General features: G+C 56.6%; 16 protein-coding genes. 13 read left to right on the top strand and 3 right to left on the bottom strand.

What is annotated here, in order from left to right; genetic code table 11:
• Window positions 1-117 precede the first annotated feature (117 nt).
• Complete coding sequence (locus UH5x_RS23270) at window positions 118-2,979, bottom strand: PAS domain S-box protein (RefSeq protein ID WP_482633845.1); 2,862 nt, start codon at window positions 2,977-2,979, stop codon at window positions 118-120.
• A complete protein-coding gene (locus UH5x_RS23265) occupies window positions 2,979-4,490 on the bottom strand; it encodes an ATPase domain-containing protein (RefSeq protein WP_482636061.1) in 1,512 nt (503 codons plus the stop codon). The genes UH5x_RS23270 and UH5x_RS23265 overlap by 1 nt, the downstream gene beginning before the upstream one ends.
• Before the next feature lie 918 nt (window positions 4,491-5,408).
• Between UH5x_RS23265 and UH5x_RS23260 the strand changes: the two genes are divergently transcribed.
• The 6 genes from UH5x_RS23260 (at window position 5,409) to UH5x_RS23235 (ending at window position 14,783) form a co-directional block, all read left to right on the top strand.
• The gene (locus tag UH5x_RS23260; RefSeq protein WP_482633844.1) at window positions 5,409-7,013 is read left to right on the top strand and encodes a hypothetical protein; all 1,605 of its coding nucleotides are present in this window, start codon (window positions 5,409-5,411) and stop codon (window positions 7,011-7,013) included.
• Between the two features lie 267 nt (window positions 7,014-7,280).
• On the top strand, window positions 7,281-11,279 hold the full coding sequence (locus UH5x_RS23255) for a hypothetical protein (RefSeq protein WP_482633843.1): 3,999 nt from the start codon (window positions 7,281-7,283) through the stop codon (window positions 11,277-11,279).
• A gap of 415 nt (window positions 11,280-11,694) precedes the next feature.
• Window positions 11,695-11,895, top strand: a complete 201-nt coding sequence (locus UH5x_RS23250; protein WP_482633842.1) for a hypothetical protein — start codon at window positions 11,695-11,697, stop codon at window positions 11,893-11,895.
• Between the two features lie 187 nt (window positions 11,896-12,082).
• On the top strand, window positions 12,083-12,733 hold the full coding sequence (locus UH5x_RS23245) for a methyltransferase domain-containing protein (RefSeq protein ID WP_482633841.1): 651 nt from the start codon (window positions 12,083-12,085) through the stop codon (window positions 12,731-12,733).
• Between the two features lie 567 nt (window positions 12,734-13,300).
• Window positions 13,301-14,500: a DUF1559 family PulG-like putative transporter gene (locus tag UH5x_RS23240; protein WP_482633840.1), complete on the top strand. Its 1,200-nt coding sequence runs from the start codon at window positions 13,301-13,303 to the stop codon at window positions 14,498-14,500.
• A 97-nt stretch (window positions 14,501-14,597) separates the two neighbouring features.
• Window positions 14,598-14,783 (top strand): hypothetical protein, encoded by a 186-nt coding sequence (locus tag UH5x_RS23235; RefSeq protein ID WP_047812336.1) that lies wholly within the window; start codon window positions 14,598-14,600, stop codon window positions 14,781-14,783.
• A gap of 4 nt (window positions 14,784-14,787) precedes the next feature.
• Here UH5x_RS23235 and UH5x_RS23230 read toward each other — a convergent pair whose 3' ends face one another.
• Window positions 14,788-15,999 (bottom strand): AraC family transcriptional regulator, encoded by a 1,212-nt coding sequence (locus UH5x_RS23230; protein WP_047812337.1) that lies wholly within the window; start codon window positions 15,997-15,999, stop codon window positions 14,788-14,790.
• A 292-nt stretch (window positions 16,000-16,291) separates the two neighbouring features.
• On the opposite strand from UH5x_RS23230, the gene UH5x_RS23225 reads away from it, so the two are divergent.
• From UH5x_RS23225 to UH5x_RS23195, 7 genes are all read left to right on the top strand, one after another.
• Window positions 16,292-17,626, top strand: a complete 1,335-nt coding sequence (locus UH5x_RS23225; RefSeq protein ID WP_482633839.1) for a sulfatase family protein — start codon at window positions 16,292-16,294, stop codon at window positions 17,624-17,626.
• A 5-nt stretch (window positions 17,627-17,631) separates the two neighbouring features.
• Entirely contained in the window at window positions 17,632-19,824 is a 2,193-nt protein-coding gene (locus tag UH5x_RS23220) for a right-handed parallel beta-helix repeat-containing protein (RefSeq protein WP_482633838.1), read from the top strand.
• Between the two features lie 136 nt (window positions 19,825-19,960).
• Window positions 19,961-21,493 carry a sulfatase family protein gene (locus tag UH5x_RS23215; RefSeq protein WP_482633837.1) on the top strand — a complete coding sequence of 511 codons (1,533 nt, stop codon included), beginning with the start codon at window positions 19,961-19,963 and terminating at the stop codon, window positions 21,491-21,493.
• Window positions 21,494-21,547: 54 nt separating this feature from the next.
• A complete protein-coding gene (locus UH5x_RS23210; protein ID WP_482633836.1) occupies window positions 21,548-22,702 on the top strand; it encodes an alpha/beta hydrolase fold domain-containing protein in 1,155 nt (384 codons plus the stop codon).
• 100 nt (window positions 22,703-22,802) lie between these two features.
• Window positions 22,803-24,149 (top strand): sulfatase-like hydrolase/transferase, encoded by a 1,347-nt coding sequence (locus UH5x_RS23205; protein WP_482636060.1) that lies wholly within the window; start codon window positions 22,803-22,805, stop codon window positions 24,147-24,149.
• Between the two features lie 48 nt (window positions 24,150-24,197).
• Window positions 24,198-25,091 (top strand): alpha/beta hydrolase, encoded by an 894-nt coding sequence (locus UH5x_RS23200; protein ID WP_482633835.1) that lies wholly within the window; start codon window positions 24,198-24,200, stop codon window positions 25,089-25,091.
• Window positions 25,081-26,640, top strand: coding sequence for a sialate O-acetylesterase (locus UH5x_RS23195; protein ID WP_482633834.1), 1,560 nt, complete (start codon window positions 25,081-25,083; stop codon window positions 26,638-26,640). Before UH5x_RS23200 ends, UH5x_RS23195 begins: the two co-directional genes overlap by 11 nt.
• Window positions 26,641-26,649 lie beyond the last annotated feature (9 nt).

Below are 26,649 nucleotides of genomic sequence, written 5' to 3'. Positions count from 1 at the left end.
CATTCTTTCCACTGGGTGACCGAGGACGGCGAGTGACATCATCGAAATTGTACAGGGCCCAAGTCGACGGAGCGTTTGAGATGACAACTCTGCGGCACGCCGCAAAACACTGGTTTGCTACGACTTCAGCAACCGATCGATCATGGCGATCAACTTCTGGCTGTCCAGCGGTTTGGTGGTGTAGTCGGTGCACCCGGCTGCCAAGCACTCGTCGCGATCGCTCTTCATCGCATTCGCGGTCAACGCAATGATCGGCAGCTCACAGCCTCGTCGACGCAGCTCGGCGGCGGCTTCGTAACCATCCATGACCGGCATTTGCATGTCCATCACAATCAGATCAATCTCGGATTTTGGGTGCCCGAAGACTGTGTCGATTGCCTCTTGCCCGTTGGTGGCGGTGGTGACATTCCCACCCGCCTTCTCGATGAAGTGCTGAGCGAGATAGCGGATGTCCCGACGATCATCGACGACCAAGACATTCGCAGAAATCTGGATCTCCTCCTTGACCTTTTCCGCCGAGACATCGATCAACAGATTCGGCACAACCAGCCGTCCAGAGGAAACAGCTTCGATCGTCAGCGTGAATTTGCTGCCTCGTCCATAGATGCTTTCGACCGCGACGTCCCCACCCAGCGCGTGGGCCAACCGTCGACAGATTGCCAGTCCCAATCCAGTCCCGCCAAAGGAACGCGTCGAAGTGCTGTCCGCCTGCACGAAGGGTTCAAACAGTGACATCTGGTCTTCCGGTTTGATCCCGATGCCCGTGTCAACCACTTGAAAAATCAACCGGCAAGTGCTGGCCGAGGGCCGTTTCGATGAGAATGGATCTTGCGGTTTCCCCACTCCGGCACTGTCGTCGAGGCCTTCATAGCGAACGAGGATTTTGACTTCCCCCGAGTCCGTGAACTTGATCGCGTTGCCGACCAGATTGAGAAGGATCTGTCGGAGCCTCACGGCGTCGGTTTCAATCAAATCGGGGATCGGCCCATCGAACTCGATCTTCAGCGGCAGGTGTTTCTCGGACGCTCGAACATCCATCAAAGATCGCACCTCTGCCAACAAACCGTCTGGTCGCACCCGTTCGGTCTCGAGCTGCATTTTCCCGGAATCAATTTTGGACAAGTCCAAAATGTCGTTGATGATGTTCAGCAGAAAATTGCCGTTGCGACGGATCGTTTCGACCACCTGAATGTTGTCAGGGTCCTTCAAATGATCCTTCAATATGTCAGCGTGCCCCAAAATCGCAGCCATCGGCGTGCGGATTTCATGCGACATGTTCGCGAGGAATTCGCCTCGGGACCGGTTGGCATTCTCGGCCACCACCTTGGCCTGCTTGAGCGACTGCTCAAACGCTTTGCGATCGTCCACGTCAATGACATAGCCGGTGTATCCCACGAACGCACCTTCGGAATCAAAACGCGGCCGACCGACATCAACGGCCCAACGGTAGCTGCCATCGGCCCTTCGCAATCGGAACTCCGAGAAGAAAGGCTTGTGCGCTTTCGCCGCCGTCAAAAATTCTTCCCCGGCACGTTCGTGATCCTCCGGATGGGTCGCATTGGTCCAACCAAGCCCCATGCCTTCCACTCGCGTTTGCCCCGTCGTGTCGTACCAACTCTTTGACAGGAACGTGCACATGTGATTCTCGTCGGTGACCCACAGCATCGCCGGCGAAGCATCCGCGATCTCTCGAAAATAGCGTTCACTTTCGCGGAGCAAGTCCACCGATTGTTGCCGTTGCGTGTTGTTGTAGAAGTGACAAACCACGCCATGACGATTGTCCGGCAAAACTATCCGCTCGATCGACCAATCATAAGCCTCCGTCTCGTTCGTATCGACTCGCTGTTCGACCAACGGGGGCGCAGCGTAGGGCTCGCCGGTGTCGAGGGTGTGCCGGAACAACTTGACCACTTCATCGGCGAATGCCTTCGGCCAGATCACGTTCATCACTTCGGCAAATGGTCTGCCGATCAATGGATCCACATTGATGAACACGCTGCGTGCTCCGGCACTGACGTAGCGCACGCAAAGATCGGCGTCGACAACGTACAATCCCTGCGGGTTCTCGGTGATCAATCGCTGAAACGTTTCGTGCGACTGACGCAATTCCATTTCGGCGGCCTTGCGTTTTGTGATGTCCCACTGCAACCCGGTGTAGCGAAGGGTTTTGCCGGACTTTGACTTGACCGGTTCACCGACGGCCACCAACCATCGCTCGCCATGCTTGGGGTGGCTGATCCGAAACTCACTCCGGAACGGGAGATTCTGCTCGATCGCTGCCGTCCACTGCTGGGCAATTTGCTCACGTTCTGATTCCACGATCGAAGCGAACATCGCCGACTCGCTGGGCTGGACGTCCTTTCCGAATCCATGCAACTGACGGAAGGCGTTGGACCAGTACACATGTGTCTTGCTCCATTCCCAAGCCGCCATCCCGCCCGCTTGAATCGCCATGTCCAATCGGCGGGCTTCGCGACGCAGATTGGTCTGCACTCGATCCTTTTCGAGCAGCAGGTCACGCACCTCAAATTGCCGCATCCGATCACGCAATTTGGCTCGCACGGTGTTGATGAAGACCGCGATCCGGAGCGGTCGATTGATCAACGTGACATGTTCAAGCGAGAGAATCCGCTTCAACAGTTTCGAATCGGGGTCGCCCGCTTGCAGCAGGACCAAGATTGGCACCTCCGACCACTTCGGTTGCTGATCCAGGGAAACCTTCAACTGAGCAATGGCGGCGTCGGTCAGGTGTTCCTGCGCGATCAGAGCAATGCCCGCACCTTCCAAGATGGTCTTGGCGAATGAATCGATCGTTTCACAGCAACAAACCGCGACCTCATTCTCCTTCAGAATCCGGGCGCACAGCTTGGCATCCTGCGGCGTCGGTGCATATGCAACGACGCGTTGGTTGTTGCTGTCTTGTTCCGCGACAGAATCGGCCATTTCGTCTGCGATGACTGCTTTGCGAAGTGACTCCATTAGCTCGAATGACCCTCCCTGTCGATCAAGGAGTCCTTCTCGCCATCGAACTCAGGAACTCCAGTCAGAATCCCGCGGAACATTCTCAGTGGAGGACCAATCTCGACGCCGTGATGGCTGAGTTTGAACTCGCGGATCGTTCGTTCATGTCGCCCGGTACGTTTCTTGATGACCGAAATGGCCTGCCGAATCTCCCCCTGGGCCTCGAAATAGCGAAACAGCACCACCGAATCCGCCAGGTAGCTGGCGTCCACCGGCGTTCCCATTGCTTGCCCCAACATCCCGTGTTGAGCGACGACCACCAATGTCAGGATCCCGCGTTTACCAAGGTACTGAAGCAACTCGTGCATTTGGATGATGAGGAATTTCTCGTGCGGCATCGAGTTCAGGTAGCCATTGATGCTGTCAATCGCAACGATCCCAACCCGGCGGCCTTGGTCATCCAGTTGAACAGAGTCCCGAACCAAGCACGCAAATTCGCTGGGTGTGATTTCACCAGGAACCAGATTGACAATTTGAATCAGCCCGTCGTCCACATGCTGTTGGAAAGCGAAACCCAAGCCTTCGGCGCGGACAAACAACGACTGCATGCTTTCCTCAAATTGAAACAGCACGGCTCGCTCGTTCCGTTCCGCCGCCGCCACCGCGAACTGCAACGCCATCGACGATTTGCCAACTCCCGCCGGGCCCAGCAACAGAGCACTCGTGCCGGCGTTCAAACCACCGCCGAGCAACTCATCGAATTCTGCGTTGCCACTATCGATCAAATGCGTGTCAGTGGCCTTGGTCAGTTGATCGCATGTTTCACGCGGAAAGACCTTCAATCCGCCTCGCACAATCCGCAAATCATGTGCGCCACCAAGGAAGCTGCTGCCACGATGTTTCAAGATCCGCAATCGGCGTCGTTCACCGCCGTAGTCCGACAGCAAGTGTTCCAGCCGGATGACTCCGTGGGCGATGCTTTGCAAATGCTGGTCGTCCAGCCCGGAATAGTCGTCCAACAAAAGCACCGTGCACCCGCGGCCTACAAAGAACTGTTTGAGAGCGAGAATTTGTCGGCGATAACGCAGTGAACCTTGCGACAACAAACGCATCTCGGACAGTGAGTCAAAGACGACTCGCGTGGGTTGCAGTTCTTTGACGCGTTCCAAAACCCCATCGACCGTCGTGCTGAGTTCGATCTCGGATGGCTCGAACATTGTGTACTGCAGACGGGAATCCTCGGTCGCCTTGGTATCGATCAACTCGTAGATGTCGATGTTGTCGAGCGACCAGCCATGCGACGCTGCAACGCCCTCCAGCTCTTGTTTGGTTTCCGAGAGTGTCACGTACAGCCCGGTCTCGCCCTTGCGGGCGCCCTCCAACAGAAACTGCAGTGCAAGGGTCGTTTTGCCCGTGCCGGGCATGCCTTCAACAAGGTACAGCCGATCGGCGGTCAGTCCCCCGTGCAAGATGTCATCCAGTGGCGGGTTGCCCGTGCTGATCTTCGTCGGAAGGTTCTGCGTTGTCATGTCGTCCATTGCCTTTGCGTTCGACCGCGTCAGATTTCGGCTGTGTGAATTGGGCGATCGATTCCATCATACGATTCGCGTTGATCGGTCCTGAAGGATCGTCGATGCATTCTGCTTCCAAGCAAGCGAATGTCATTGCGATCGTCGACAACGAGCAAATGGCAACGTACCACATCCAGAATCAAGCTTCATGGTCACTTGAGGTGGGGAACGCGATGAAAAGCGAGTCGCCAGTCAACGCTGTCCGTCGGTGGTTGGCTCCAAGCCATCGGGTTCAAAGCCGATCGTGGGATTGGATGCGGAAAATCGCGTGAAGCTTGTCCGCTGCAATGGGCCCCCGGTATACACGCTGAGCGGCGACCTCGGTAACTCAGTGGATCCCGCCACAGCCCCCGTTTCTTCACAAAGATTTGCTCGCAAGCAACCGTCTCGTTTAGAGATCCATTTCCCGGTCGTGACGACACGTCCGTCTTTGCTGCGGTGAACCGACCTCGCAGCCCAGGCGATGGATTGGCTCGATTGACAATCCCCCACTGGCGACGACGCCCCCGGCAGACAAATCCCATTCATTCTCAAATCAGCGTCCTCACTGATTCGGCTCTGTGGCACGGATCCGGAATGGCCCACGACGAAACCGCGAAAAGTTGACCACCACCCCCTGCAGAGCTATGCTGATTCGGCACCAATCGACTCCGCTCCACGAGCTCAGTAGGTCGGCAGGAGTCTTTCGGCATTTGGACTGTTTCGGTGAGCGTTGTTGCTCCCACGTACAACCGGGACGAACGCCCAAACGGCTCACATGATGATGCCCGATCATTCCAGCCTCCGTGCTTAGCGGAGGACGGAAGGCACCTGCGATCCCTGCTGATCAGACCGAGGATCTTTCAATCCATCTGTCGGAAATTCCGAGGCGAGACGATGAACCATGCATCGATTTTAGGACTACGCCTTGCCGTCTTCCTTGCAACCGCTGGATTGGCGAGTTCTCTACCAGCCGAAACCCAGACCTTTTCAATCTCGCGGGCGACCTACACTTCCACCAAGGCGCGATTCGAATGTGACGTGGAATTGAAGGAGGACGATGACGCAACGCTGTCCCTCACGATTCCCCAGAGCGAACAAGAGGTGGTCGAAGCATCGATCCAGTCAAACGTTCCGATCCTGATCACGACGACTGCAGTTGCGAACTCCGGCTCGAACAAGATCGAAGTGAAGGTCATGGGTCATAGCGGCCGACCAGCCACTGTGACTTACTTGCGTCCTCTTGAACTGTCCGATGCAGTCCGTGTGCGACATGAGATCGACCTCACACCGGGCCAGCCCACTCGCTTGAGTAGCTTTCTAACGATTCAAGACTGGTCAGCGTCCGACGCCTCTTGGTCCAAAGCCGATTTCCTTGTTGATGGTGAAGGACTCTTGTTCGAGTTTCCTGTGACCATGCAACCAAAGCAGCACTTCAGCGCTCCGATTGGAAACTTGCAGGCCTACCAGATTGGCTTGCATGAACTGGGCGATTCCATTGTCGCGATCGATGAGAACTCGGCCTACTCAGTTGGCCACCTCAGCAACCGAGGGAAGCACACGATCCCCGGTGGCACTGTCCAAGTGTTCGCAAAAGACCGTTTGCTTTACACGACCCAAATTGACCGGTCGATCGCCCCGCTTCTCCTCTCCAGCAACGGTGCAATCGAAAAGGGTGGGATGATTCGACTTCAAGCCATCCCCACCAGCCAAGTGGCGGTGGGGTCCGTTTTGGAAACGGAGCGTTGGCATGAAGCGGTCTCGCTGTCAGAGGGTCTCCTGACAGTTCGAACTCATCAGGCCACGGTCGTCACGATCCACAACCGGACGCCCACTCAGATCCAGGCCTACCTTCCCGAGGCATCGACTCCCGTTCAGATCACCGCGGGCGTGAAACAGGAATTCGCCACGGATACCACGGCCAACACTCCCAACCTCGAGGCGGATCTGGCGGATCTCAATGCTGAGACACTCAAACTTCATGTCGAGCACCTGGGCGATCTCCAAATTCACAGCCAAGACGCTTCGGCTGAAACATTGAGCGCAGCTCGCCAGCAACTCACCCGTATCCAAGCCCACGACTCGAGAATGACAGCCCGAGCCAAATCGAAAGAGGTGATTCAGAAACGACTGGATGAACTGTCCGGCGAATCACCAGACCCGGTTTTGGCTGCCAAACTTTACAGACGGCTGGGAACACTCCAAGAGGAAATTGAGCAGGAGCGTTCGGATCGAGCCGCGAGCGTGCGTAAGTTGTTGGAGGTTTTGTTTCCAACTCATGCTTCACCGGCTCCTCCAGACGCAACGCGTCCCCCTGCCCCGCCAAATCGCCCCAACCCGCCGATGGCAACGATCGGAATGGCACCAGGATCGATGGAGAGTCCCGTCGAGGCTGATCCAGAATCGGCGGAGGAACCTTCGGGTGTCACTCCAGTGGATGCTCCCGGCACCACCATTGAGCCTGGCGACTTGCCGGCGCCCGCCGCAAACACATCGAACTGAAATCTTGCGGGATCCAAGTCGCGCCCCGTTGTGCATCGAGCCGCACCAAAGCGTTGCGACCGTTTCAATCCGTGCAGCTTCCCAATTTAGGTCGGGTTGAGCCGGTTTTCTTGAAAATGACGCCCGTCCACGGAGGGTGTCGCCCCCCATCGTGACGATGAAGTCAAAACGATTCTGCCGACAGGACCCTTTTTGCGGGTCCCCTCTGGTTGGCACTTCGGTGAGGAAGATTCAACCGTGATGAATTGGTCAGGGAGGACCTATCTGATGTGGACTGCAAACTCGACGTTTCGAGCGTTCTTGGTCGCGTTGATACTCGGCCAAACCATCCTGTCTCCGCTTGCCACAGCCAAGAATCCATTGGCACGGTTGAAGCGATTGATCACCGAAACCAAATACCACGGGACGGAGCCGCAACTGGGAGAAGACGGGGCGATGGAGTGCCTGGCCGAACACATCGACTGGGTGGAACATCACATCGACACCTACGGTTCGGTCGTTGCCAAACAACCGGACATCTGGGGCGAGGCGAGGTTGACGAAACACCGTGACGAATACGAGCGGATGATGTTTCGAGAAATCGACGAATTTGACTACACGATCAACGCGGCAATCAAGCAGACCGACAGTTCTTTCCTGGCCCAAGCGATTGCTCTGTCGAATGCCGCCTCAGGTACCACGGTCACCGCAACAGATCCCGACCCAGCCAATCGGTCATCGAGTGCTGCGAACGCGCAGCTAGTGAGCGCCCCTGGATTCTCGGCGACACCAAGCGGATTTGGAATTGTCGCCTCGAAGGCAGAGGTAAAACCAGGGATCAACCTCGAGCCAACAGTTCTGCTTGATCAGCGGTCGCGTTACCTCAAACATCTGCATGAACTTCGCCGCATCAACGAGGGCGATGACACGAGTGACTCTCCCGGCTACTCGCTCAACCTGGTGCGACTGCCCGTGTCGATTCTGCCGGGCAAAATCACTCGCCAAGGATTTGGCGCCGAGATCACCGTGACGGCCCAACCGGTCATCAGCGACGACCTCTTGCCAACCACGTTTCAAAACCTGGTCGTCAACGACGTGGTCGATTTCCTGGGGCTTCCCATGGTTCGCCTGACCGAACGTCTCGATGCCTTTCAGGCGAAGTTAAGCCTGCCCGCAGCTCGCAGCACCATCTCGCATCTTGACGATTTGTACCATCGTTATCAGGGCAACAACAACGAGTTTGAAAAGTCCTTCATTCATGACGCTCATCCCTACGTTGCTGAGTTTTTAGATAACGAACTCGCGGTGGAAAAATTGATCGTCGCGATCAACAGTGTGAACATTCCACGTTTCACCGGCACAAATCAGCAGGTCCCGAATGCGCAGGGCCCGAATGCTGTTGTCCAAATGCAAGCATCTTCACCGCTTGCCGATGAGACTCCATTCGATTTCCGATTGGAGTCAATGCCCAAAATGATGGAATTCGAACAGGGCCTTGATCAATCCATTGCGCAGACACTTGAGATGACTCGTTCAACGCAAACTCCGAATGGTCAGATGACCAATCAACCCAGCGCCATTGTTGAAGCGGCCATGTCGGCAAGAAAGGCCATCGCCAAATCCTCAAACATCACACTGCGACCGGGAGTTTCGTTGCCGAATGAAGAGAAAGTCACTCAACAAAAACTTTTTGCAAACTTCATTGACGCTCTCAATAACAAGAACATCGACGCGGTCAGCAAGCACCTGTGGGCTTTGGCTGATTTCGATGAGGGCCAAGTGATCTACGGAGTGGCTCAGGAGGCATTGAAAACACTGGCGAAGGGAGCCGAAGGCGTCCAATCCCCCGCCCCTTCCGGTCGAGCACGGCGTGCAGTCAATCCGCTCAACCCCTCGTCCATCGAACGGGTCATGGGCATTGAAAACATGGTGATGACCGCCGAATTCTTCAGCGAAGCCTACTACGGAACCTACATCCGCTGGGCGGGTGGACCGAAGAAGACGACTGGCCAACCCTGCCAAGAAACCCGGGTCGATTTGCTGGACGCTCGCCGGTTTTTGAACGCGGAAGTTCAAGCGGCCTACGAACTGCTCTGCGATCCCCGCCACTTGCATCTTTACGCGGAACTGGCCTCGCCGAATTCCCAATTGGCCAGCCAAATTCGCAGCGGCCACTTCGACGGCGATGCAGCGGGTGGACTCTCGGTCGAAGGTTATCGCAACTACTTCTTCCAGAAACTGCACGGACACCCATCCCACATCGACCAGTCTGAATTCGCTGGCCATGTGACGTCAGACGGGATGCTGATGAGCCCTCCGGTCCAGTTGCAACGGGACATGTCGGACAAGATCGCCTCCGCGAAAACGAGCGTTGAAGCGTTGGCTTGGGCTGTCGTGGTCGAATCCGCTTTGCTCAATGAACGGCTCAATCGCGACGTTCGCAAGTTAGCGAATGCCAAGGAGGTTTACAGCCTGCAGACGGATCAGGAAGAGTGGTTCTTCCTTCCCGACACCGTGATGAAAACTGGCTTGGGACTGGAAGAACTTCAAACGTCGTTTCAATCAGCCAACGAGGTATTCAAAGAATACGTTCGCGTCCGTTGGCCGATCCACGTCTTCGCCGTCGACCCGATCGCCCAAGATCAAAACGTCGCGGATGTTTCCCAGCGTCGGCGCGAGCTTCAATTTGCGATGGCCCTGGGATTCGCCACCGGGCAAATTGGAGCCAACTCGCTGACCCAATTCTCACGCGAGATGGAAACCCAAATTGAAACCGTTTCGCTCAATCGCACGATCGTCGGTTTTGGCCACGGTCGCGACACGTTTGGCTGGCGTTTCTACCCTCGTGTCCAGGCGTTGGAAACACCAGGGACTCTGGGTGCCCTCCGAGAGACGTTCATGGGCGCGTCCCGAGATTACGATTTGAGAAACCGGAAGATCGAACCGGGCCAACGCGAGTGTGTCGCGGTTGTCTTGATGCCGTCGTTTGTTCCCTACGCGGATTTTGACATTCGAACCAATTGGTTCAAACTCACCAACCCAAAGAATTCCGCGTTGACCATGAAGGACAGCCTGAAACTCAGCCGAGCGATCACGGCGATGCGGAACTCACGAGCCAATTGCTCGGAGTGCCAACACCTGTACCGCGAAGGCGAACTGCGCCGCTTGCTCAAACGCGTCGATCAACTCGATCGTGAACTGCCGTTGCAGACTCAGCGTTCGCTGGTGCCGTATGAAAACACGCTCGGCGGGTTCGAGATGTTCAACACCGGGGTCACTGATTTGTCACCGGAACTGATTGGCTGGTACGGCGCTCCGGGGATCAATCTGTCCTCGGAGGCTGGCAACTGTGGTTGCTCGATCGGGTGCATCGAGGGCACCGACAAACTCGAATGCAAAGACGCCAAAACTTGTGCCACGCTGGCGACTTCGCTCGACAACTTGAACAACTCGCTCTCCACGCCAAGCCTCGCCGCTTGCGAGGGCAAAGGAACCACCCTGTTCTTGGTCGGTGACAACTTCAGTGTGCACGACACAAAGGTCCTGGCCGGTGGACTTTGCATCCCGCACGTCCGCCTGATCAGCCGCGAATTGATGCAAGTCACCATCCCGCACTGCGTCAACACGGTGGAACTCTGTGAGAACGGGGAAACGAACACCTACGTTTCCGTTTACATCGCCACGCCCTACGGCGTGACCAATCACTTGCATGTCCCGGTGATGGGCCAGCACAAACCGACGGTCGCGTGCCCGCCCGTTGCTGCCTCTCGCAACTCCATCCGACCGTCCTCCCTGGTCCGTGATGTGGCATCCAATCCGAACCGACGCGATGCCGCAGCAGTGACGACGAACCATCGACCGGATCCCGTCGCCGATCCATTCCGGTTTGCTTCCTCGCGAAACTCGATGCCTGTGCAACAGGCGTCCATGCTGGTTGCCGCGCCGCAGACCGCGGCGGATCCCACCGAAACAATCGCATCCACCTTTTCGCTTCTCAGCTTCTCGACCAATGCGGATGCCACTGCCATGAAGGAGTTGATGACGATCTCCAATCAATTGTCCGAGATGGAGAGCGACATCAGTCAGCTCACGACACTGACAAATGGGGCAGCATCGCTTGCGAACCAGCCTCCTCAAGTCAACGTCCATGTGAACGTCAGCGAAAACGAGTCACGTCGTTGGAAGGAAAATCAAAATGAGTTGGGTGAACTGCCGGGTTTGAAACGCCTGCGGACCGCCGTCCGCGAGCAATGGCGAAACTGCCGAGATCAACTGCCCGGCAACTGATCACTTCGATCCCACCCGGCCGGCCGTTCGGCCTTGGAAACCAACCGCTCCCGCGGGGCATCCGTGGGTGCCGGCATGGAGAAAGTGGTAGGACGCAACGCTGCGACGGCTTCCAGCAAGCAGTGCAACTTCTCGCGTGCAATTCATTGCACGCGCAAGCACAAAGTTGCAGCCTCCGTGCCGATCCATGCCGGCTCGTCCAGGCCCCAATGGTGGTGGCAATCCATTTGCATCACGCGGTTCGGGGCCATGAAAGGGACGTTTGGCTGGGCGAATCGCGAGAAGATTCGCGAACTGGTACACCAAGGTCCTGGCGGCGATACGCCGGTTGGCACAACTCGTGCAACGGTGACTCTTCCAAGATCACCTCGGGTCTTGCCCAGGCGTTTCACAGACCACCCAACCAGGAACCAAAATGTCACGACTCACCTCCACCCTCTCGCTTGTCACCGCCCTGTTGTCCGGTGGCATCTACGACACGGCATCCGCCAACCCCATCTCCAGCGTCACACGCAACGAAACCCCCATCATCCAGCCGATCCAATCCAACGACGAAAACCGTCGCATCATGATGGACGCTCGCATCGCGATGGGCATGGAACTGAAACGGAAGTGAGCCGGTTCGAAAACCGCCACAAGCATGGCGTGCAGCGATCAAAGCGATCTCCAAAACACGTCGTCAGATTGGACACCGTTCCAATGAACTGGGTGCAGTCTCACATTCACCCGTTCGCTATCATTGGGAAGATCGGAGTTCTTTCCGAGCCCTTCCAACGACCTGCGAAAACCTTCAAAAGCACGACATGTCAACCAACCCTGCTCAACAGTTTTATGATCGAATCAGTCACGCCTACGATTTGATTGCCGATGGTGGTGAACATGTTGCTCGCGAAAGAGGCCTGGAGCTACTTGCCCCGCAAGCCGCCGAATCCGTTCTCGAAATCGGGTTTGGGACAGGGCATTCACTGCTCACGATCGCCGAGGCTGTTGGTCCCGAAGGCAACGTGACAGGGATTGATATTTCACCAGGTATGAAAGATGTCGCGGCCAAGCGGATCGACAAAGCTGGCTTGACCGACCGGGTGCAACTGATCGTGGCGGAGGCCCCACCCCTGCCGTTTGAGGATGACACGTTTGACGCGGTCACCATGAGCTTCACCTTGGAATTGTTTGCGGCAGAACAAATCCCGGCGGTCCTCGCGGAATGCCGCCGAGTCTTGAAACCAGGCGGACGATTGGGCGTTGTCAGCATGGCGACCGTGCCAGAGAGCGACCGCGAAAGTGTGCTGGAGAAAACCTATGTTTGGATGCACACCCACTTTCCTCACATCGTGGATTGCCAACCCATTCCACTCGAAACGCTAGTCGAATCCGCCGGCTTTGAAATCGCCAACCAAGAACGCGTGGATCTGTTCACCATGCCGGTCGCAATCGTGGTTGGACTCAACCGATAAGGACCACGTGAACAACAAGTGCCGTAGCGGAAGGGCGCGAGCCCTCCGGTTCCTCACCGGGCGGCTTGCGCCACACCGCTAACATCGTCACTTGTTGTTCACGCCTTGCTAAGCGGTCGGTCGATGGACTGGCGATCATCGAATCGCATGAAATCACAACCCGAATGCGTGAACGAGGAACCACATCGTTTCTCTCGCTCACCGGATGGTTGATTCCCCGGACGACGACCATGCAGAACCCACCTAGCCACGCTCACTTGTCAACCAAACAGTAGGAGACCGAGCCTCAAGGGCAACCAGAATCACTGTGTCCTTTCCTACCAGGAAACACCGCGCCACTAAGCGTCGCAATACGTCATAACAGGGGCGTAGAATCTCATTGTTTGCCGGTCCCAATGCGGATAGCTTTCACGAAGACTTTTCAGTCATCGGCGTTCGCCGAAGGTTATCTGACCTAGCAATTGAAAGACATGCACAGGGATGCGTTCGCATCCGTCCAAGTGCCTCTTCATCAGTCAACAATTGCCCGACTGCTATTCTTTGAGCTCATTCAAGCAGGGGACCAGTATGACGTACTTCAAACAACGGCGCGGTTTTACATTGGTGGAACTTCTTGTCGTCATCGCAATCATCGGCGTCCTCGTCGGATTGCTTTTGCCTGCGGTCCAAGCCGCTCGTGAAGCCGCGCGGCGAATGAGTTGCAGCAACAACTTCAAGCAGATGGGTTTGGCGATTCACAACTACCACTCCGCTTTCAATCAGATGCCGACACACGGGGCCGGAACGAATCCTGAGCCACCAGATGCGTGGTACAAGTCGTCCACCACAGGCAACCGCAGACGTTTGAGCGCGTTGGTTCCAATGTTGCCTTACATTGAACAGCAAGGTCTGTGGGAACAGATTTCGAACCCGAGCACGCAACGAACCGATGGCGGAGTTCAGTCGCCGCCCTGGCCAGCGATGGGGCCGACCCCTGATCAGATTCAGTACACGCCCTGGGTCAATGAAATCCCGACTTTTCGCTGCCCAAGCGATCCCGGTCGCGGGTTGCCTGCGTTGGGGCGGACCAACTACGGCGCGTGTTTAGGTGATTCGATTTGGCAGCTTCACTACGGTCCCTACAACAACAATCGTTCAGCCATCACGTCGGGTCGAGCGAGGCAAGCCCGAGCTGCACACCGCGGTTTTTTCATGCCATTGCAAGACTCGAAATTTCGCGACACGCTCGATGGTCTGTCCAACACCATCGCGATGGGCGAGATGATCACTGCGCTGCAAGACGGTGACAAGCGGGGCAACAGCGTCGCGACCAACGGAGGCAACTCAGGTCCATTCGGCCTCGCCGCCCTGCGTCTCAACCCCAACATTTGCACCGACAACGGCTACGTCGATCCAGCCCGTCCGCAATTCTGGTTGCCGGAGTGGCAGCAACAGAATCGGCGTAATTTTGCTCGTGGTCATCGTTGGGCTGACTATCTGCCACTCATGTCGGGCGTCCTTACGATCTTGCCTCCTAACCGAGAAGCATGTGGTCGGTACAACGCTTTGGGGACAACCTTGGTAGCAACCGTCTCCAGCCGACACCAAGGTGGTGCGCACGTCTTGATGGGCGATGGGGCCGTTCGCTTCATCACGGATTCAATCGAAGCAGGCAATTCAAATGCACAGAATATTTGGCAAAACAATCTGCCCGGCTCGGCAAGTCCCTACGGACTATGGGGCGCCCTCGGAACGCGAGCTTCCAAGGAAACGACGGAAGAGTTTTGATGACTGACCGAGGCGACTTTTCTTCTGCCTATCGAACTTCAGGACGGTGGGCTGACACACCCACATTGAAACAACCAACTCAAACGAGAATCAACCAATGAAATCAATCTTGAAATGTCTCCTGGTGATGCTGGCCGCCTGTGTTCTCTCAGGCTGCGGCGGATCCGACCAAAATGAATTGGCCACCGACGGTGCTACCGCCGACGATCTAGCCAAGTACGAGGCTGAACTGGCCGCGACCAATTCGGACGCGGGCTATGAAGAAACCGTGCCCGCGGAATAGTCCGCTAAATCTCCAGGTCATCGTCTGTGATTGATTCCAGGCGATGCTTCCGGCGGTAGTGCCCGGGAGGAACCCCCGTCAGTTTTTTGAAGAACTTCGCCATGTGTTCGTCATAGTTGAACCCGGTGAGCCTGGCGATCTTCTTCAGTGGCTGTGAGGTGGTCTCGAGCAACTCTTTGATTCTCGCCAGTCGGATCGATGCAATCAGATCCGAGGGCGATTGATCGAGATAGGTTCGCATTCGCCGTTCGAGGGAACGTCTGGACATCGGCACCGCATCCGCCACATCCTGCACCGAAACCCCGCGACAAGCGTTTTCACGAATGAAGCGGTAGGCCTTGGTGAATTCAGCGTCATCCACCGGGATCGAATCGGTTGAACCACGCACGACAATTCTCCGAGCGGGAACCAAGGTGATGTCGGCCAGAACGGCTTCGCCAGCCATCATGGTGTTCAGCATCGCCGCTGCCTCGTAGCCGATTTGATGCGTATTGGGTTCAACGCTTGTCAGCGGTGGAGAACACAAGGGACAGATCACGTCATCGTTGTCGACACCGACCACAGCAATCTCATCGGGGACATGAATTTGGCAGGCGTGGCAGGCATTCAACAACTGTTGCGCTCGAACGTCGTTGCAGGCCAAGACGCCGATGGGCTTTTTAAGAGATTTCAGCCAACGCACCAGACCTTGCTCGTCGAGCATTCCGCTTTGCTCCGCATCGAAGGTGGTTGCGTGAACTGGCCCCGGTGATTCGTAGGCAACCACATCGTGCCCCAAGGAACGCACATACTTCCGCATCTCGGAAAGCCGACGATCGGAATAGTTCGCTCCGCCAAAACCGCAGAATCCAAACTGCGAGTAGCCACGATCTCGCAGATGATCGACGGCAAGCCTCACCACCGAAACAGGGTCGGTATCAAAGCCGGGGAACTTCCCCGCAGATCGCCAGCAACGCAGATCGATGACGGGAATTCCCAAGTCCTCGATGGCATGAACCATCTTCGGAGTCTCAGCTCGAACGAGCACGCCGTCCCCGTGCCACCTGGAAAGCCAAGAGGGTGGATCCGCATTGATTGCCATTTCTTGGTGCCGGAGAGACCAGTCCTCCTGCTCCTGTGCATAGGCAGCAATCCCCCGCAGAAGCCCTCGGCCATAGGCTCGAGATGACTCAACGAGCAGTGCAACAAGCTTGGTATCCGTTGGACCTGTCGCCATGGGTGTCGCACTTGTTCCAGTGAAAGACGCAAAGTGAATGGTGCATCCACCTCAAACGCGGATATCCCGGCACTATACTGCTTGAAGGGAACTGTCGCAAACAATCAATCGCCGCGGGATCGTTCCTGTGACCGAGACGCGAACACCAGCAATCACCCATCGCTCCATCGAGAATCTGTCCTTGTCAGCCCTTGCCAAACTCTTTCGATGCAACAGCTCACGCAGGATACGCAACCGGGTTGGACCATCGCCAATTGAAACACCCCTGCGGCTTGCCTCGTTTGCCTTCGGCTTGCTCACGCTCAGCAGCATCGCAGCCGTACGACTGGATGCCGCTGAGCAGCCGAACATCATCTTCATCTTCGCCGATGATTGGGGCTACGGGGACCTGGGCATACACGGCAGTTCCTTTTGTCAAACCCCGCACCTGGACCAGATGGCAAAGGAAGGAACGGACTTCGCGAACTTCACCGTGAACAGTCCGGTCTGTTCGCCCAGTCGCGTTGCTGTGATGACCGGACAGTTTCCGGCTCGGCACTGTGTGCACCAACACTTTCAAAGTGTGAAAGCGCACATCAATCGCGGGATGCCCGATTGGGTCGATCCACAGGCTCCCATGCTTCCTCGAATGCTGAAGAACGCGGGTTATCACACGGGCCACTTTGGAAAGTGGCACCTGGGCACCGTTGCTGACTCGCCGACCGAAGACGCTTACGGCTACGACCGCTTCGCGACATTCAATGGCTCGAGAAAGAACGAAATCTCAAAGGGCGGACTGGCGTCGGTGGACCATGCCGAAGCGTTCATCCGGGAATTCAAAGACGCCCCCTTCTTCATCAACCTCTGGCTTCACGAGGCGCATACCCCACACTTGCCTCAGAAACCATTCCTTGAAAAGTTCCAGCACTTGAACGACGCCGAACAGGTTTATGCGTCCATCATCGCCGAAGCGGATGCGGGTGTCGGACGAATCCTCGCGTTGCTGAAGGAAGTCGGCCTTGATGACAAAACGCTTGTGGTTTTCTCCACCGACAACGGTCCGGAGCATTCCACCGATGAAAAAGATCACAAAGGCCAAGGACTGGGAAAGTACTATTCCGTCGGACAAACAGGTGGGCTCAAAGGCGAGAAGCGTTCATTGTTTGCAGGAGGAATCCGAGTCCCGTTCATCGTGCGTTGGCCCGGCGTGGTTCCTGCCGGAAAGACAGACAGGACCTCCGTTCTGACGGCAGTTGATCTGCTGCCAACCTTTTTGGATGCCGCAGGGGTGGCGTTGCCAGAGGGATACCAACCGGATGGTCAAAGCGTGCTCTCCGCTTGGAAGGGACAGTCGTTCGAAAGAACCCAACCCATTTTCTGGGAATGGAGAGGGGGCGACTCACAAGAATACACCTGGCCGTCGATCGGCATTCGAGACGGCCAATGGAAGATGCTCGTCAACCAAGCGAAGAAGATGACGGAACTCTACGATCTGGAAAGTGACTGGGCCGAGCAACGCAATGTCGCGGCGGAGTATCCTGACGTCGTTGATCAGTTGTCCCAAAAAATCGACGCTTGGAAAAACACACTGCCCATCGCTCCCAGCGAAAACAGCCTGTCGAAGGCGCGAAAGAAGTTCCAAAAGTGAATCACATGACAAAGCTGAGTTCTTTCCAACCCTGCATCCTGATTTTGTTGACGCTTTCGATGGCAGCCGGCAATGGCTCTGCCGCCGAACCTACGGCCGACTTCTATGTGTCGCCCGAAGGTCGTGACAACTGGTCCGGCACGCTCGCGGAGCCAAACGACTCCCAAACCGATGGCCCATTCGCCACGCTTCCACGAGCTCGTGACGCAATCCGCACCTCAGGCAGCAACCCTGCAGGCGATGCCTTGGTTCTGATTCGCGGCGGCACGTACCGCCTGACCGAAACGGTGGTCTTTGGGCTTCAGGATTCAGGGACCCCCAATCGCAAAGTCACCTACGCGGCTTACCCAGGCGAAACGCCGGTGTTTAGTGCCGGCCAAGCAATCACGGGTTGGCAACCAGTCACGACGCCCCCGCCCGGTCTGCCAGAAAAAGCCCTTGGCAAGGTGCAGGTGGCGGATGTCTCCGCCCGGTTCTACACACTCTTCGATGCAGAGGGCATGCTCCCAAGAGCCCGATCGAAAGGGTTCATTCCGTTGAAGGGCGGCAGTCGCAACGAGCTGCATTTTCCAGCAGGTCGCCTGAAGAACTGGACCAATGTCGAAGACATCGAGATCGTTGTTCGTCCGCATCATGCATGGATTGTGAACATCCTGCCGCTGGAATCCGTGAACGAGAAGAAGCAGATCGCCCGAACGTCGATCGACGCGACCTATGCGATGACCCCGCTTCATTTTCTCAAAACAACCCACTCGTGCTGGGTAGAAAATGCCCTGGAGGAACTCGACGAGCCAGGCGAATGGGCTCTCAACACCCAAACTGGCAAACTTTATCTTTGGCCGCGAAACGACTCGCCAATTTTGGCCCCAAGACTGAAGGAACTGATCCGCATCGAAGGCAAGATTGACAAAGAAGGCCCGCGAGACATTCCAGTGACGAACCTTTGCTTGCGCGGCCTGACTTTCATGCACGGCGAAAGCGATCGAATCGCCAGTGACGATGCGGGATTGCAGCACGACTGGGACATGCACGACAAAGCCAATGCGCTGGTCCGGTTGCGAGGAACCGAGCACTGCAAAATCGAGCAGTGCCACTTTGCCCACAGTGGAGGCACTGCCATCCGTGTCGATTTACACGGCCAACACAACACGATTGCTGGCAACGTGATCGAGCACATGGGCGGTGCCGGCATTCTGTTGTGCGGTTACGGTCCCGGCACCAAAGATGTCAATCGCGAAAACCTGGTCTTCAACAACCACATTCATCACACCGGTCGAATCCATTCGCACTCGCCCGGGATCATGCTTTGGCAAAGCGGTGAGAATCGTGTCGCGAACAACCTGGTCCACAACACCCCCTACACCGGGATCATCCTCTCCGGTTGCATGACGGACTTCTTCCGACGCCAAGGCAGAGAACTCGGACGGACCATCCGTCGGCATGAAATCGCATCCCTGCCGAGGCAACCCAAACTGCAGGACGTGCTTCCCTACCTGCACACACACGACAACACCATTGAACTCAACGAGATTCATCACGCGATGGAGATGCTCGGCGACGGCAACGCCATCTACATTCGCGGGGCAGGTTCAGGAAACGTGATCCGCCGCAACTTCGTTCATCACCTCGTTGCCCCGATGATCATGCAAGCCGCGATTCGCACCGACGGCGGGCAACGCGACACGCTGATCGCAGAGAACCTGATCTACAAGTGCACCTCGCAGGGCATCCTGATGAAGTTGAACACACGTGTTGAAAACAACATCGTGGCCGACATCATCGCTCCGCCTCGAGGTTACTACCTCTCGGTTCGTGAAGGCCCACTCACGGGGGCGACGATCCAGCGAAACATTTTCTACTCGTCCTCGGAAACCTGCACGTTCATTGATGAACTGCCACCTGGCAAAGGCCGAACGAGCGAGGATCGGCGAGGCAGGGCTTTGGCTCGTTCCAAAGACGCGGACGCCGATCACAACATCTACTTCTGCGCCAGCGACCCTGCCCTGAGCGAGCAAATGTTGGACAAGCAAAGGCAAGACGGTGTCGACACGCAGAGCCTGGCCGTTGATCCGTTGTTTGTTGATCCCGCCAACGGCGACTTCCGACTGAGTCCCGATTCCCCGGCACTGCGTCTTGGCTTCGTGCCTTGGGACGTTTCAAAGGCCGGACTTGTAGATAAAGAAACCGTTCCTCAATGAATCCTTCTTAGCCTAGCGGCGCCAACCGCCCGGCACGTCACCGGAGGGCTCGCGCTCTGCCGCTATCAATTGCTTCTCCGACATCAGCACCGAACGACCGCACATGCTCACACCAACCTCACCGAGAAACGCTTCGATGATTCGCTTCCTAGCACTTCTTCTTGCGACAGCGATTGTTTGCGGAACGCTTTGTACTCCCGCGTCCGCTCAACAAGACGAACCAAAAGAAACCAACAACGCCGAAGCGTCCCCCAACATCGTCTTCCTGTTCGCGGACGACCAATCGACCTACTCCGTTGGCTGCTACGGGAACGAAGACGTCCTGACACCCAACATGGATCAACTCGCCCGTGACGGGGTGCTGTTCGACAAGCACTACAACACCACCGCGATCTGCATGGCCAGTCGGGCCAACGTGTTCACAGGAATGTACGAGTACAAAACCGGCTGCAATTTCGAACACGGCAACATGCACCAAGACGTGTGGGCCCAATCGTATCCCGTCCTCCTTCGCGAAGCGGGTTACCTCACCGCCTTTGCCGGCAAGTTCGGATTGGTCGTGGATGGCAAAGGTTTGTGTGAAGACGACTTCGACTTCTGGGGCGGCGGGCCAGGCCAAACGAGCTACGCGACTGCACAGAACGAGTCGATGCGGAAGTATGCCAAGCAGTATCCCCACTCGACACTTTCTTACGCAGCCTTCGGGAAAGACGTCATTCGAGAAGCGGCGAAGCAAGACCAACCGTTCTGTTTGTCGATCAGTTTCAAAGCACCTCACAAGCCGGCGACCCCGGACCCACGGTTCAATCACGTCTACGCAGGAAAACAGTTCACCAAACCATTGAACTTTGGACGGGAATACAGCGAGCACCTCGCACCACAAAGCAAACTCGGTCGGCAATTCCCACGCTTCACCGAGTGGGACTATGACGATGACTACGACGGAGAAATGGCCAAGTACCATCAACAGGTTTATGCCATCGACGTCGCTCTCGGGATGATTCGAGACGAACTGAAAGCTCAAGGTGTGGCGGACAACACCGTTGTGATCTACACCAGCGACAACGGTTACATCTGCGGCTCACACGGCTACGGTTCCAAGGTGTTGCCGATGGAAGAATCGTCCCGCGTTCCGCTGATGGTCTACGACCCACGCAGTCCGCTCAATGGACAACAAGTCCGCTGCAAGCAATTGACCGGCAACATCGATTTCGCTCCCACCATGCTGGAACTAGCCGGACTTCCAATCCCATCCAACATGGACGGCAAAAGCCTGCTGGGACTGCTGCAAGATCCAGAAGATGGTGGCCACGAACAAATGTCGTTCATCAACGTGTTCGGCCCGCTGCCCACTCACAGCCTGAGTTGCCTGACGAAGCAATACAGATACACGTACTGGTGGTACGGCGACGAGCGGATGGAACCCTCCGAGGAATTGTTCGACACGCAAAACGACCCGTTGGAACTGGTCAACCTAGCCAACGAACCAGCAAGCGTGGACGTGCTGGAGGCGATGCGAACCCGATACGACCAAGAGCTCGCGAAGTGGAAATCGCAGGCGGTGGAGTACAACGACTACCAACGACATAGCACGCTGTTCGACCGAAACATTTCGGTTCAGGACAAGCAACCGTTCATGAGCAAAAAGGCCAAACGAAAGAAGAAATGAAACGACGGTCGTAAACCACGCACCCATGTCATCTCACCCCGGAGACGCCCCACCGTGATCCGACTTCCTATTCCAGGAACCATCCTGCTCGTTGCCAGCCACTGGTTCCTTTTGCCATCCCTGGCCGATGCCGCTCCTCCAGCCCAAACAGTGGCTGCGACGCGGCTGATGCAAAAGTTCGACAAGAACGACAACGGAACCTGGGAACAGAACGAAAATTCGCGTGCCTGGAATCGCTATCGAAAGCTCGATTCCAATCAGGACCAGAAACTTTCGATCGATGAACTGAGCCAAGAACAGACGGCTTCCCTGGACACCGGAGGAGAACGCAAACTCGATCTCGTTTACAAAACGGTTGGGCAAAAGGATCTCTTGCTGGACCTCTACTACCCCGCCAAAGGGAACTCCAGTGAACTGCAAACCGACGAACGGCCTGCCGATGAACGCAGCCCCGTGATCGTGTACACGCATGGAGGCGGATGGGCCGCTGGCAGCAAACAGGGCGCCGCCAAGGGTTCGTTCAAAACCGTGTTTGACCAACTGCTCGATCGCGGATTCGCAGTGGCCTCCGTGAACTATCGGCTGTGCAAACCAAACAGTGGCGTCACGATGCGAGACTGCGTGATCGACTCCAAAGACGCGGTGCGTTATTTGGCCAAGAACGGCGAAACGCTTCGCTTGGATGCCACCAAGTTCTTCGTCATGGGCGATTCCGCCGGCGGGCAGATCGCACAAATGCTGTTGCTGACCTCGCCAGAAACGCTTCCAGGGGACGAAGCGTTGGCGGGAACGCCTTACCAAATGCTGGCAGGAGTCTCCTGGTACGGGCCCAGTGATTTTGAAAAGACCGAACTGTTCAATCACGACGACCGAGCGGACTTCCGCGATCGATTCGGCCCTCGCATTCTGGGTTCGAACCCATCGGCGGCAAACAAACTGCAACGCTACCGTGAAATGAGCCCCGTCAACTACCTGAGTTCAGACAGCCGGCCGCTGCTGATGATCCAGGGCGACAAAGACACGACCATCCCGGTCAAGCATGCCTACCACATGAAGCAGAAAGCGGACGCGGTCGAAGCACCGGTGGAAGTCATGATCATTCAAAACGCAGGGCACAACTGGCGAAAAGTCGACGCGGACATCGACCCCTCTCGCGAAGCCATCATCGAGCGCACCGTGCAGTTCTTCCTCGAACACCTGCCGTCGTGAAGTGATCGGTAAATCCCACGCAAGCCAACACGTCCCTCTCGAACTCTTGATGTCCCGTCCCCTTCTCCCATCGAATGCCCCCATGATTCGAACTGCACTGATGCTTCCGACGATGCTGCTCGCGGCGCTCGCCGGATCGCCGTCCATCGAAGCTGCCGAGCCCAACATCGTGGTCTTTGTCGCTGACGACATGGGCTGGGGCGACTCCGCCACCTACGGTCACGAACTGATTCAAACGCCCAATCTCGATCGTCTGGCGTCTCAAGGCGTGAAGTTCACGCAGTGCTATTCTGCGTGCGGAGTCTGCTCGCCATCCCGGTCCGCGATTTTGACTGGACGGACGCCTTATCGAAACGGCGTCTATCGGCACTTGTCAGGCAATCATGAAGCCCACCTGCGTGCCAGCGAGATCACCTTCCCGGAGCGATTGAAAGAGGTGGGTTACGAAACATGCCACGTCGGAAAATGGCACTTGCTCTCGAGGCAGCAATTCAACAATCCTGAATTCCCGCATCCCGGCGATCATGGATTCGATCATTGGATGTGCACGCAAAACAACGCCAGCCCCAGCCACAAGAACCCCGACAACTTCGTTCGCAACGGCGAACCAGTCGGCAAGCTCGAAGGGTACTCAGCCCAGTTGGTTGCCACCGAAGCAGCACGCTGGCTGAAAGAGATTCACGATCCTGCCAAACCATTCGCCATGACGGTGTGGGTGCACGAACCCCATTCGCCCATCGCAACCGATTCGCGGTTTCAGGACTTGTACAAGGGACACGAAGACAGCAAGTACATGGGCAACATCACCCAGATGGATCACGCCTTGGGAATGGTGATGGACGCACTCGACGCACAAGGTGTGAGCGACAACACGCTGCTGTTCTTCACTTCCGACAATGGGCCCGTCCCTGCGTTTGGCGGATCGTCGGGTGGACTGCGAGGCAACAAACGCAGCGACCACGAAGGAGGCATCCGAGTCCCCGGTGTTGTTCGTTGGCCGGGACACATCCCACCAGGAACCGTCAGTGACGTCCCGGTGGTCGGCACGGACATCTTCGCCACGGTGTTGGACATCACCGGCATCCCACTGCCCGACGACCGCACGATTGACGGTGTCAGCATGCTGCCCGCCTTCGACGGCACCCCGGTTGAAAGGAAGATCCCGCTGTTCTGGCGAACTCATGTTTCGCCTCCTGGCGATCGCGTGGCACTCCGCATCGGTGACTGGAAATTGGTCGGCGACGAGACACTGACGAAGTTCCAACTCTACGAAATTCAAAAGGACTGGAAGGAAGAACACGACTTGGCCGCCGCCATGCCAGAGAAAACGGCAGCAATGAAAGACGAACTGATGAAGGTCTGGCGGGGAATTGAATCCGAAGGCCCTGACCACTGGTGGAAGAACGAACGACAAAAACCGGCGCGAGGTGGAACAGTCAACTACTGAATCATTCGAACCACTTCTGCCCATTAACACACAAGAACAAACATCCCCATGAAATTCCCACCGACATTACCGCTGTTGATCGCGCTCCTTCTGATGGCGACGCCCGCGATGGCGAAGACCGAACAAGTCGCCATGCCTGGCGCCACCGCGGAGGTTTACAAGACCGCTTCCGGCGACGATCTGTTCATCTACCGTTTTGACCCAGAAGGTCACGCCCCCGCGAAAGACAAGCGACCGGCGGCGGTGTTCTTCTTTGGAGGCGGATGGAACGGCGGCAAGGTGAGTCAATTGGCACCGCAAAGTCGCTACTTGGCCTCTCGCGGTATCGTTGCTTTCGTGGCCGATTACCGCGTCAAGAGTCGCCAGAAGGTCACGCCCGACGCGTGCGTGGAAGACGGCAAGTCAGCAATCCGCTGGGTCCGTCAAAACTCGCAGCGATTGGGTATCGATCCTGAGCAAATCATTGCGGGCGGCGGTTCCGCGGGCGGGCACGTGGCCGCGGCAGCCGGTTTCTGCGAAGGCTTTGAAGCGGAAGGAGAAGATCATTCCGTCTCTTCCAAACCGAACGCGTTGGTCTTGTTCAACCCGGTTTACGACAACGCGAAAGAGGGTGGGTATGGCTACGATCGGATCCAAGCGTGGTTCCCCGCGATCTCGCCCGCTCACAACATCACGCCGGATGATCCGCCGGCGATCGTGTTTCTGGGCACCAAAGACCAACACGTTCCTGTCGCCACCGCGAAAGCCTTTCGCGACAAGATGATCGCGGCGGGCATCCCAACAGAACTCCAATTGTACGAAGGCCAACCGCACGGGTTCTTCAATCCCAAACGAGGCGGTTTCTACGACACGCTGGCCAAGACCGATCAATTCCTCGCGAAGCTTGGATACCTCACCGGACCAGTCGACCATCAACGGATCGAGGCACTCAATGTCAAATGACCCACCCGCCATGCGGTACCGTTCGCCAAGTCACCTGATGCGTCTCGCAATCGTCGCCGGATGCTTTCTGTTGTCGTATCCCGCCACTGCGATGGCCGATCTGTCGGTCGCATCGCCGTTCACCGACAACGCGGTGCTGCAACAAAAGATGCTGGTTCCGGTTTGGGGATCGGCTGATCCTGGGACGGCGATCACGGTGGAGTTTGATGGACAAAAACAGCGGTCTGTCGCCAATGCCGATGGAACCTGGAAAGTTCAACTGGACCCGATGCCTGCCAGTGCAGAACCACAAACACTGCAGGTCTCCAGCTCCACCTCCACGGTTTCGTTCACCAATGTTGTCGTTGGAGAGGTCTGGATTTGTTCCGGGCAATCCAACATGCAATTCTCAACCGCAGCGGTTCCTGAAATCCAATCTTTGGCCGCCAGCTCAGAGAACATTCGATGCTTCGAAGTGAAACGAACCGTCGCGATGACCGAGCAAGATCGCTTGGAAGGCAAATGGACGGAGCAACCGCCCAACAGCGCCGTCGCGTTTTCGTTTGCTCACTTCTTGGAACAAGCCGGCGACGTTCCGGTGGGCATCATTCTGTCGTGCTGGGGGAGCTCATCGATCGAAGCTTGGATGCCGCGAGAGATGTCCGACACCGTGCCGCATTTCAAGACGATGATGGAAGAGTTCGATGCGGACACGGACACCCAAGATCGGATCGCTTCCATTCTGAATGGCAAGAAACCCTGGAGCCGAGCCGACGACATCTTCCTGCGTCGCCAATCGAACATTCTCTACAACGCGATGATTCATCCGTTGGTGCCTTACGCTTGCCGAGGGCTGGTGTGGTACCAAGGCGAACGGAACACCCAGTCGATGTTTGGGATGTCAAAGGAACCTTGGTTTTCGCGCCACTCGGGGATCCTGAAATATGGCCCCACCTTGAAGGCATGGATCAAGCGCTACCGAAAGGAGTGGGGCAACGAGGACATGCATTTCCTGGTCGTGATGTTGCCCGGCTATTTCAAACCGCTGCCGACAGGCCCGCAAATGGGCCCCGAACATCCGAGCACTCACTCGTGGGCGTGGATGCGAGAGTCGCAGTTGCAGTCACTGGAACTGCCTCACACTTCCGTCGTCAACACCATCGACTTGGGTGATCTCAAAAACATTCATCCCAAGGACAAACTGCCCATCGGCCAGCGACTGGCACTGCTGGCGGCTCGCGAGACATTGGGCCAGACCATCGAGGCAGAGGGTCCCAAAATGCAACGCGTCGAAGTGCTGGACGATCGGTTGGTGGTCCACTTCGAACATGCCGGCGGCCTGCGGACTCTCGATGGAAACGCCCCCACCGGATTTTGGTTGTCAGACGATTCACAAAAATGGGTTCCCGCAACCGCTGAACTGCGGGGTCAAACCGTGGTGCTGAGTTCATCTGAACTGACGCACCCGCTCTATGTTCGCTACGCATTCGCGGGCAAACCCAAAGTGAACCTGGTCAACGCCGCCGAACTTCCCGCTTACCCCTTCCGCACCGACTCTTTCCAGCCGTGACCTCATCCC

Source organism: Rhodopirellula sp. UH5 (assembly GCF_056839225.1).
Note: the sequence above shows the minus strand (reverse complement) of the source record. Positions and strands in the feature narration are given on the sequence as shown.

Bases quoted from the DNA above. Each gene is read 5' to 3' on its own strand.
- UH5x_RS23195 (WP_482633834.1), top strand. From the start codon at position 25,081: ATGTCAAATGACCCACCCGCCATGCGGTACCGTTCGCCAAGTCACCTG.
- UH5x_RS23265 (WP_482636061.1), bottom strand. From the start codon at position 4,490: ATGACAACGCAGAACCTTCCGACGAAGATCAGCACGGGCAACCCGCCA.
- UH5x_RS23250 (WP_482633842.1), top strand. From the start codon at position 11,695: ATGTCACGACTCACCTCCACCCTCTCGCTTGTCACCGCCCTGTTGTCC.
- UH5x_RS23230 (WP_047812337.1), bottom strand. From the start codon at position 15,999: ATGGCGACAGGTCCAACGGATACCAAGCTTGTTGCACTGCTCGTTGAG.
- UH5x_RS23205 (WP_482636060.1), top strand. From the start codon at position 22,803: ATGCTTCCGACGATGCTGCTCGCGGCGCTCGCCGGATCGCCGTCCATC.
- UH5x_RS23260 (WP_482633844.1), top strand. From the start codon at position 5,409: ATGAACCATGCATCGATTTTAGGACTACGCCTTGCCGTCTTCCTTGCA.
- UH5x_RS23235 (WP_047812336.1), top strand. From the start codon at position 14,598: ATGAAATCAATCTTGAAATGTCTCCTGGTGATGCTGGCCGCCTGTGTT.
- UH5x_RS23215 (WP_482633837.1), top strand. From the start codon at position 19,961: ATGATTCGCTTCCTAGCACTTCTTCTTGCGACAGCGATTGTTTGCGGA.
- UH5x_RS23240 (WP_482633840.1), top strand. From the start codon at position 13,301: ATGACGTACTTCAAACAACGGCGCGGTTTTACATTGGTGGAACTTCTT.
- UH5x_RS23245 (WP_482633841.1), top strand. From the start codon at position 12,083: ATGTCAACCAACCCTGCTCAACAGTTTTATGATCGAATCAGTCACGCC.
- UH5x_RS23220 (WP_482633838.1), top strand. From the start codon at position 17,632: ATGACAAAGCTGAGTTCTTTCCAACCCTGCATCCTGATTTTGTTGACG.
- UH5x_RS23270 (WP_482633845.1), bottom strand. From the start codon at position 2,979: ATGGAGTCACTTCGCAAAGCAGTCATCGCAGACGAAATGGCCGATTCT.
- UH5x_RS23200 (WP_482633835.1), top strand. From the start codon at position 24,198: ATGAAATTCCCACCGACATTACCGCTGTTGATCGCGCTCCTTCTGATG.
- UH5x_RS23255 (WP_482633843.1), top strand. From the start codon at position 7,281: ATGTGGACTGCAAACTCGACGTTTCGAGCGTTCTTGGTCGCGTTGATA.